We start from the raw sequence: 11,581 nt of genomic DNA on the forward strand, positions 1-11,581 counted from the left end.
AATTAACAAACAATAATTAAAACATTAAAATTTATTTTTTAATCTTAAAATAAAAAAGGGACAAAACAAATGTTTTGACCTTCAATTTTGAATAAAACAATAACTACTTTATTATTTTTTTCGTTTTTGTATCTCCAGAGTTTTCAACTTTAACAATATAAATTCCATTAGAAACATCACTTATATCAATTCTCATGATATTTTCTGTAGAATTAAAACTTTTTAACATTCTTCCTGTCGCATCATAAACTTCAACTTTTCCAAGCTTTTTAGTTGATCTGATGACATATTCTCCCGCATCTTTATAGACCAGAAATTCTGATTTTGACAATCCATCAACACCCAAAACACTATTATCTTTATAAACAATTTCGAATCTTGAATTATCTAGACCTTTGCTGGCAGTGAAACTATAATCCCCTTGTGACAGATCTACAGTCTTGTTAAGTAATTTATCTTTAAGATAAACTCTCTGCCCGTTCTCGAAAATACCCTCTGCTTTGTCTAATCCTATTTTATATGTTCCGCTTTGGAAAAAGTTAGCCCCAACTGGAATCACATCGTTTGAATTGAAATTCTCAGAACGTCCTTGAATCAATAATTGCTTACTTCCTAAAACCGAATAAAATACATCAGAACTTGTAGACAAAGCTTCAGTATCGTAATCTTGCTCAAAATCATTGCTAGCTCCCGAAACATATCCGATCAATTGCGTATTGATAAGATTTGTTGGTGATACTAGCTTAATCCAAAAACGGTTTTTCGAGTCAGATTGCTTTTGAAAGAAATGAGCATTATTAGATACCCTCAGATCATGCCCTGCAGAATAACTGTTCTTAAAACTCAAGCTGGATGTTCCTTGGTTTTTTGCCTGTACAATGAACCCTTGCCCTACGCTTACCAAACCATCCGGAACAGTGGTATCTCCAGAACCTTCTGCCGCTTGTGTAGCCGCATTACCTCCGGTACCATTATATACCGCATAATTGTTTTGAGCATAATTTGTACCTGCCTGTGTCTTTACAAAGACATTATTGGTCCAGAAATACGCCGTGTTGTATATCGCACTACTATTGGCAGCATATAACTCCCTGAAGTCCATGTTGGACGGATAAGGATTACCAACAAGATTAAATCCTAATCCAGTTGTACCCGTTACATTTGTACGTGCAAGATCAACACTGATATCTCCATTATTTGGTACTCCATTGAATTTGTAAGTCTTAGAATAACCATCTATATAATTAGCGTTCGTATCAGGATTCAAACCTGTTTCTGCTCTTACAGCATAACCTTTACCTGCTGTAAATGTACCATCTGTTGTTGCCTTGAAAGTATCCTTGCTCTCATTATATTCATAGAATCTGTTAGCTGGCGTTCCCGGAGAGAATCCAGTTGAACCCGTCGTTATCTGTCCACTTACTGGCGAACTCCAATACACATAATCCATAGCTGTATTAAGGTCATTATTGATACCTGTCACTGAGCGTTGAGCCTGGATAATTCCGTTGGTATTATTTGCAGCGGTACTTGTCTGTAAAAGGTTACCTCCAGTCTGAATCACAAAATTGTCTTTCGCAACATTATTGTTAATTACAAGCGTTCCTTCTACTTTTACAGAGGTACTATTGCCAATAGTTACACTGCCTGTATTTTCTACAGTAAGGTCTTTTGCAGTAATATTTCCTGATGCCGAAGTTGAATATGCATCTCTAACGATGGCATCTAATGTAGAAGTTGGGCCTGCGCCATTTGTCCATGCATTATTAGTCCAAATAACAGTATTATTTGTTAAGACAGTCTGCACATTAGAATCAGAAGATTTACAAGAACCTGAAACTGCATTCACCCTGTAATAATAAGTTGTATTTGGCGTAAGTCCAGAAACAAGCTGAGAAACAGTAGATGCCCCTACAATTGATTTTGGATAATATCCAGATACAGGATGCTCTACAATTGAATTATAAGCAATATTAATATCATCTAAAGCTACATTCCCAGAAGTTTTCAAATTATAATAAAACTCGAATTGTGTAATATTTGCAGGCAGTGCAGGCGTGGTTGATGCATTATATGTAATCGTCGTTCCTGTAGTAGGTATAGAATTCGTAATATTTTGTATCACCACCCATTGCGAATTCACAGAATCCCAACCTCTTATTCTAAAATCGCTTGATGCTGCCGTACCTTGCCCCTTGATCCAAAACTTCAATTCAGTAGCACTTCCTGAAAGTACCGGAGTTAAAATTTTATCTGTAGTTGTATCAAAACTTACTGAAGGAGAAGATTGTCCATAATTTGTAGCAGAAGTATAAGTACTACCAATACCCGTGTACGCCCAACCACTTGGAGCGGTCGTTCCTGCATCAAAACCGTTTGTAAGTGTTGCAATACCCGTCGTTAAAGTATAAACATCCAACTCATAACCACTCACTCCATTCACTTGTGACCAATTAGCCGCAAATGTTGTAGCAGTAATATCTGTTCCCGCAGAGGTTGTAGATACCGGAATAAATAAATCAGCAGTAACTGCTACAGTAGGTGAAGTAATTAAATTAGCCGTTGCAAATGTCACATTACCAGAAGTAATCCCACAAGCCACAGTTTCATCAATTATTACATAAATTGGTGTAGAGGATAAAGAACTTGTTGTATATGGCACATCTACAGCCGCAAACCAAGTCGTGTTATTTAATGACACTTTATACCCCGTAGGTGCTGTTATTGTAATTTTGTTATTTGCCGAAGTAGAATCGACTGTCAACAAATCAGCCGTCAAATTAAAACTACTACTAACAACAGAACCCAAATTAACTGTTCCAAAAGCTATGGATGTAGGGTTAGCAGTAATAATTGGATTAGCAGTGACACGAATATCAAAAGTTCCTTTTGCCGTTTGATAATCGTAAACCGCTATATAATAAGTTGTACCACTTGTAAATGTATTAGTAACCGTCTCTGATGTCGTAGAAGTAGTAGTTCCGGAATACCCACTAACTACAGTACCAGGCACAGCTGACGGGCAAGAAGTATAAATATAAAGATCCCTATCTCCTGCACTGAAATTATTGATTGTTACGGTATAAGTTCCTGTAACGCTTGGTGTGAATTTATAGAAAACATCAGGATAGGTACTTGACCCTGTCTTAGTTGCACCATTTAATGTTCCGTGAGTAACAGGATTGTTTACAATCAAAGTAGCAGCATTACTACAAGTATCGTTAGCTGGTGGCGCCACATATACAGCACCTGTAGAACCAACAACAATATAATTATTACCACTAGAGACAGCAACACCAGTAGCCGTTGTCTGGTTTTGAGGCGTAGCAACCAAAGTAGTTGGATAAACAGTATAAGAACTAACATAGTTACCAAGCTCTCCAGGTCCCGGATTTACAATTGAGCCTTGTTTTGCGCCAGCCCACACCGGTGTAATGGTAGCTGTAGTAGCAGAAGAAGAATTCACCAACCATTCTTGCGTAACAACATTACTAGCATTATACACAGCATTAGTAATTGAACCATTTACCCTAACGGACATATCTGCTGTTCCCGTTGTATTTCTAATAGTCAAAGGTGCGTAATATGTAGTATCTTTACCAACAGGGAAAGTTTTGTCAGCATTACCAACTGCTAACCATTTCAAAGCTCCCGTACTGTTAGTTACAATATAATTGGATGTTGTCCCTCCAGAGATACTACCACTAGCAGCAATAGTAAGATCATTGGCACCTAGAGTGATTTTCCCAGATGTCAGATTAAGCGTCTGGTTCACACTCACTGCGTTGTTCAAAGTAAGCCCTGCAGAATTATTGATGGTAAGATAATCAAAAGTCGTAGTCCCAGTAAGTGCCTGTGCAGATGTGCCATTGAAAGCAACCGCTCTATTATTACTAACCAAAACACCGTTTGTTGTATTTCTCACCCAATTCCCACCAACGGAAATATCGCCCCCAACGTTGGTTGACAAGGTCAAAGTAGATGTCCCCGTAGTATTACCAAGGTTTACATTGCCTTTTATTTCGACAGCATTGCCTGTATTCTGCATGTTAAGACTTCCCGCACTTGCAGCAATACCCAAATTAAGATTACCATTAGCACGCAAAGTACCGGTTAATCCAGTTTCTATATTAAGAGCTGTTCCATTTTGTACCGTTACATGATGAGGATATCCATTTGCAGGGAAAGTAGTTCCTACAGAACCCCACTCAACACCTCTTGCATAGGTTCCCGTATTGTTATATATCAAGGTAGAGCCAGTAGCATACTTTGGAGCACTTGTAACATAGCTATTGCTATTCAGAGTCAATGTATTTTGAATCGTTGAACCTATAGAATAGGATACTCCCAATACACTACTAGGACTTTGAGCTACAGCAGGATAGAAATTAATAGTCCCTGCAGTACTTGCCGTCCCTAAGAAATTAACCGTTCCACTTGTACTCGCACTATTGAAATTACCAGACGTAGAAACTATTGAGGAATTATTAGCAATATTTAGATTAACTCCTGATGCCAAACTTACAAGACCCGTCGTAAACCTAAGTTCGTTATTAACAGTTATATCATTATTGATGGTAAGCACATTACTCCCAGCCGAGCTATTATATTCCAAATAAGCGAAAGTCGTAGCACCAGTAATAGATTGAGCAGTAGTCCCGTTGAATGTAACCTTTCTTCCATTGGCATTAAAAGTAGCCGTATTGGTAAAGTTACCTCCAATCACAAGGTCACCACCAGACTGGTTACCCAAAGAGATATTTCCATTGCCCAATACATTTCCTTTTACTGTTAAGGCACCAACGCCTGTTCCCGGGCTTCCATAATCCATATACAATGCAGAGCCTGAACCTACAGTCAGATTACCATTCAAGGTTCTGGTGATATTTCCCCAGCCATTAGGATAATTAAGTGTTGTACTATTTTGAAGCGTAACATTATTAGGATTATTATTCCATTCATTTCCTCTATTGAAGGTTGAACCAGAGTTATACACTAATGTAGAGGCAGCTCCATAATTAACTGCTGAATCAAAAGAAGCCGATGTGCTATTGATTTGATTGGTCCCATTAACAGTAAGATTAGACGCCCCAGTTAAAGCTGCGGAAGTTGCGAATACCCCGGTAACAGTTCTTGCAAAACCTAAATTCACAGGACTATTAGCATTCAAAGTAACATTTACGGGTCCATTTGTAGATGGCCAATAACTACCACCATTAACGCCATAAACTCCATTAGGTGAATGATTGAATGCCAAAGTACTAGTCGTACCATAGGTTAAATTAGTCGTACCATCTGCATACCCTCCAGCATTGAGCTGGAAAGTTCCATTGACAGTAGTCGTACCATTGTTGGTATATGTAGCTGCAGCAGCCAATGTTCCAGTAACAGTTGTTGTTGTTCCACTATTTCTTGTTACTGCGGATGCTAGAGTAACCGTATGGCCGGCTGCAATAATTACATTTTGAGCAGATGTTGGAGCAACTCCCCCAACCCAAGTAGAACCATCTGCCCAATTTCCTGAATTGGCAGAGGTAATACCAGCAGATCTTGCAGTAATAGATAAATCATCAATTGCCAGCCCTGAACTAGAAGTTCCCGATTTAGTCCATCTCAAAAATATTTCTGAGCCCGCGGGAATACTTACTGTTAAAGTCCCTGATTTTGCAGCTCTATTAGCTGGAAGATTTCCATCTAAAGGACCTGCCGTCCCAATATTTGTACCTGTATAATCAAAAGTCGGTGCAGCTATCCATGTCCCGGCTGTCAAACTTGTAATAGCACTAGTACTTGTTTGATATTCGAAAACAAGTGTTTGAGCTGTCGCATTTTGTCTCCATTGCTCACCATTGAAGGCAATATCAAGTGCAGCAATTGCAGCAGAAGAATTATTCTTAATTCTTACCCCAAAATTATGGGTCGTAGAAGTTGATAAAGCACCAATACTTCTATCCGTAGCACTACTAGTACCATAATTATAGCAACTATTACCATTTGCACTACCATCCGATACAGCCAAAGTACTGGAACTGATATACCAACCAGTTAAGGTAGAATTATTCGTAAATGTTGTTGCCGTAGTACTTAACCCATTAAAATCTTGATTATATGTTTGTGGTAAAGAAGTTATACTCACTTGTCCCCAAGTATTAACCATCGAAAACAAAACGGTAAAGAACAGATACCGTTTTACAAAATGAACCAAGCCTTGGTCATTCAATAAATTTTTTTTCATATTATGTTTATATTTATTTTCTTACAAATTCCAACAAAACCCTTTATTAAAAGGTATTTCGTTAAAAATAATTCACCTCATCAATTGCTTTAATGTATTTTTTAAACCCTAAAATCAGTTAAAATGAGCCCGCTAAATTAATTATTTTTTATAATCATTTGTAAAAAAGCTAATTATTTTTATCGACGATTAAGCTCTTACCTCACACAATCGTTTATGCATCGACATTTTTAGTTGCATTTTTTTTCAACATTGATGCGTTGCTGCTCTTTATTTGATCACAACTTATAATCTCGCAAAAAATATTTTGTAAATCTATCATGGATATTTAAATTTAGCACCACAAAAACCTTATGATGGAGAATGAACCACAACACAAGATCCTGGCTTTTCTGTACGATAATATATTCACGCCGGAAAGCAAACATGACTAAATCGCACGCGCCATTAGTGAGCACCGAGTGTGTCTATCACACTCAATCGGGTGTAATTGGTACACTAGTCGAGTACGTTTTATAGTACAACGGATATTTGATATCTCTTGCTTTGCATCATAATAATGGTATATCTAAGTAATTATCAGGTTCGGTTGGAAAACACATTTTATTTTATTAGGAGGATTTTCCCTGACCTTAGATGACTCATATAAAAAAAGCATCTGGTTTATATGAACCAGATGCTTTTATAAAAAATAATTGATAGAGGCTTTGCGCCCAAACAATCTTATTTGATCACTTTTTTAGTTTTCATATCTCCTGAGTTTTCTGCTTTCAGGATATAGACACCGTTAGAGAATGCAGAAGCATCTATTCTCACGGTAGTTTCATTTGTATTTACAGACCTCATCAATCTTCCTGCTGTATCATAGACATCTACTCTACCCAATTTGTTGGAAGAAATCACCACATAATCATTTCCATCTTTATATACATTGAAGTTAGATTTTGTAACTGAATCTGTTGCCAAGACCGCATCTTCTTTGTAGACAATTTCGAAACGTGTAGCATCTGTACCCTTCACACCTTGGAAGGTATAATCTCCTTGCGACAAGTTGACTATTTTGTTAAGTACTTTATCTTTCAGATAAATGCTCTGACCCGATTTGAAGATACCATCTTTGTCTTTGATAGAAATCTTGTACTCTCCATTTTTAGAATACACATTTCCTAAAGTTACCTTATCATCTACATTGAAATCAGCTTTACCTTGGATTGCCAACTTCCTGCTTCCTAATATAGAATAGAAGGAATCAGAACCAATGACGAACAATTCTCCATCATAATTGATCTCGAAATCATTAGTCGCTTCCGGCATATAAGCCACCAATATTGTATTACTTACATTGGCAGGTGAAGTAAGCGTCAACCAGAAACGGTTTTTATCGGCTTTTTTGCTGTTATAGAAAATAGCATCAGGATTGTAACCCAATCTCATACTGTTGTTGAATTCTAAGGATTGGCCCTTACCTGCAACTTTTGCTTTTACAATAAAACCTTGCCCAAGCTTGATGATTCCGTTTGGAATTTCTGAGCCGTTTCCTTGATTAGGGTCCGGGTCTACAGCTCCCGTACCACCACTCAGGTTATAAATTGCGTAATTGTTTCCTGTATAGTTTGTCCCAGCTTGCTGCGTAGCAGTGATATCATTATTGGTCCAGAAGTATGCTGTTGCAAAGATTTTCTCACTATTAGCATTGTATAATGCTTCAAAGTCTATACTTGATGGATAAGGGTTACCCACAAGGTTATAGCCTTTTTCACATCCTGCTTCTACTGTACAAGAGTTATTAAGCGCCTGTGAGAACAATTGACCATTGTTAACCTTACCGGTAAAGTTAAATGTGGTTGTCGGGTAAGGAATCGTGTTTCCAAAAGTATTCTTTCCTTTGATGGCATAACCTCTTCCTGTTTCAAAAGTTGACGTACTGTTAAGCTCTATCTCATTGGTGATCTTCGTCACAAAATAGTCAGTCGCTTCGTTATAGACGTAGAATCTGTTCCATGGCGTCCCGTTACCACTTGCTCCACCCGCAGGATCGTATCCATCAGAGAAGCTGTACAGGTTTTGTCCTGATACTGGAGAACTCCAGAATGTGTATCCCGCAGTTGGTAATAAGGCAAATCTCTTCGCAAGAATAGAGAAGTTATTAGGGTTTGTATCCGCACCTGCCTTTTTCTGAACAAGGTTCGCATCATTTTCCAAAACCAGCTTATTGTCGGCAAATGTAACAAGATCCCCATGCACGGTTACATCCTGATTATTTTGTATCGCCAATGATCCATCCCCGACAATAGTAAGATTATTGACCTCAAAGCTTTGATTGATATTATAGGCACCGATAATTTCCGCATCTTCAGAAGCCGTAGGTCCTGTACCATTGCTCCATGCTGTACCGTTCCATACAATACCAGTATTGGTAGTTACATCAATTTCATTGGAATCCGGTGTTACGGCAGTTCCGTTTACAGCTCTTACAACATAGAAATATTCTGTATTTTGATCCAGATGGGCAACGTTATATGTTGTTATATTTCCTACATCCTCATTTTCCAGAACATAATTTTTAACCGTTGTGGTTGTTGGTACTGTAACATTAAGAGTAAGGTCATCTATACGCCAGTTTGCTGTATTTGCTGCAGCATTTCCACTACCTCCATATCCATATATTCTAAACGTTATTGCTTGTGTTGACGCCACGGATAGTCCGGAGTGAGTCTTCAGATTCCATGAAGTACCACTAATAGTTCCTGAAGCAATATCAGACACATAACCATCCAATGATGACCTCAAGGTATAGCTTTGAGGACCAGTACCTGTTGACCTAGCCCCAAAACTGATTCCCGTAAGGGTATAATTCCCATTCGTCGGAGTTACTGAAAATTGGAAATAAGCACTTGTAGAAGTGTTCAAAGCTCCAGTCCTTGCAGCAGCTCCAGCATTGTTACCACCCGAAGCACCTGTGTAGCCAGAAGAGGCAGAAGTATCGTTCAATAGTGTTGTTGTCCCATTATTGTTACCTTGTGTAAGGGCAGATGTTGCAATTCCATCAGGGATGGTTGTAGCAGATGCTGATGTGAAATCCCAATATACAGAGTCATCAACATCACCCATTCCTATTTCTTTTTTATATACATCCAAGGCATAGCTAGTTGCCCCAGGAACAGCCAGCCAATTGGCACTAAAAGAAGTATAAGTAATTGGACTTGCCGCTAGAGCCACCGGCGTAGATATTACTGTTACGATCTTTTCTACATCAGTAGCTGGATCATAGTTACTATCCCCTGCCTGAGAAGCTTTTATAGTGACAGTTCCAGCCGCAACCGGAGTCAATGTACTACCTGTGACATACGCTACCGAAGGGTCAGAACTCTCATATGTAAGGTTGAGACCTTGTGTAGAATAAGCATATTCGTTCAAATCTATAGAACCTGCAGGCATTACAAATACCGGTACATCATCAAATATGATAGATTGTGCTGCTTTTAAGATATCAGCAGTTAGTCCGGGTTGTGTTAATGAATAGTTCCCAAGCGTATTACCTGTTAGAGAAAGCGTAACTGCTATCCCAGTACCCGCGTTAGATGTAGCAAAAACACCATTAGGATTAAGTGTTACAGATGTATCTGTGGGTTCTACCCCAACAAGAGTAGCACCATTGATGACTGCAATTGTAGTCCCATCATAAGTTTTGTTTTGTGCGGAAGCGCCAGTTACCGTCAGTGGCTTAGCCGTGATAGAAGCTGATAATGATGGTGCTGTAAGGCTATAGTTAGATGACTTAGAGCCTGTAAGAGTAAAGCCTGATGTTGTAATTGTTTTATTCGTTCCAACATTTGCATTGGCAAATGTATAAGATGGCGTACCGGACAGTGTAACATCGGCTGCATCCGCAGCAATTACATTGTTCAGAACAGGCGTACCATTTACCACAGCAGCATTGGAGGCATTGTAGACCTTGCTAGAAGCTGTTAGCCCTGTAATGGTAAGCGCCCTAGGATTGACGATCAGCGTTCTTGGCACATCGGTGGCAGGATTGAAAACAGCATCACCAGCCTGAGAAGCTGTTATTGTAGTTGTTCCGACACCTACAATTGTAACCGTATTACCAGAAACAGTGGCAACAGCCGTATTAGAACTGGCAAAAGCAACTGTAAGATTAGATGTTGATGAAGCGCTCAATGTAAAATTGGCATCTCCATAGGATCTTGCAGTCAAAGCGGCAAAAGTGATTGTCTGATTTGCTTTTGCAATATTATAACTAACAGATACCGGGCTACTGGTTCCAATACCATTGGTCGCCGTCACCGAAACATTTCCCGTTCCCGCAACAGTAGGCGTACCAGATATAATACCAGTCGTCGTATTAAGACCAAGACCATTTGGTAAAGTTCCGGCTGTTATGGCATAACTTGTCGGACTGTTAGAAGCTGCGATTTGAAAATTAGATATAGCTGTATTTACAGTTCCTGTAAAACCAGTTCCAGATGTAACCACAGGAGCTGATGTAGGTGCTGAAGCCGTAACACTTATGTCGTCTATGGAAAAATTACTTCTATTACCTGAACCCGAAACATCCGCAATCATCCATCTAAACTGAACAACACTTTGATTTTCTAGACCGGTGGGCAGATTCACAGAAACTGTTTGCACATCGATCGGGGTGTTACCTGTACCTGTATTTGTAGTACCAATATTCCTATATGCAGAACCTGCTAGATTTGTAAAAGTACCACTCGTTCCAATTCTATACTGAACTGCTATTTCATTAATTCTTCCTACTGAATATTGAGTTCCAACTTTGAAAGAAAAAACTATACTCGTCTTACCTGTTGTGACCAAAGAAAGAACAGCAGTACTGAGCGCTGACCCCGTGGAAGCAATACCTAATTTACCGTTCATATCATAAAGGCCTCTTGTTGTAGTATTATTACTACCTGATGCACTCAAAGAACGATCTGCAGAAGGAGCACTGGTTACATAACTCGTACTTAAAGAACCCGCTACATCCCATCCCCTCCATCCATCAGGATAAGTTGTAGTTGAGCCTGTAAAAGTTGAAAAATTCTGAGTATATGGAATAGATTGTGCGGTGGGGTTTGTTTGTCCCAACAGAACCGTATTCGCAATCATCAACATAAACAGAGATAGGCTTCCTATACTTTTAAGTAGTCGATTTTTAATTAGTAATTTTATTTTCATAACAAATTATTTATCATATATAACTTTACAAAATTAATATATTAATACATATCGTGAAAGAAATAATTCTTATTTTTATCAATAATTCAACAAATTAGCATTTAGTTCATATTACATTCAGTGATTTCTAAAAAATATTCATTATAG

The 11,581-nt window shown here is 38.5% G+C and carries 2 protein-coding genes; both read right to left on the minus strand.

Annotated features, from left to right (window positions below; all coding sequences use genetic code 11):
• Positions 1-103: 103 nt before the first annotated feature.
• A complete protein-coding gene (locus RTX21_RS02015; RefSeq protein ID WP_312765049.1) occupies positions 104-6,235 on the minus strand; it encodes a T9SS type A sorting domain-containing protein in 6,132 nt (2,043 codons plus the stop codon).
• A 723-nt stretch (positions 6,236-6,958) separates the two neighbouring features.
• Positions 6,959-11,434, minus strand: a complete 4,476-nt coding sequence (locus RTX21_RS02020; RefSeq protein ID WP_312765050.1) for a YDG domain-containing protein — start codon at positions 11,432-11,434, stop codon at positions 6,959-6,961.
• Positions 11,435-11,581 lie beyond the last annotated feature (147 nt).

The organism is Epilithonimonas sp., from assembly GCF_032054305.1.
In the GTDB taxonomy this organism is placed as follows: Bacteria; Bacteroidota; Bacteroidia; order Flavobacteriales; family Weeksellaceae; genus Epilithonimonas.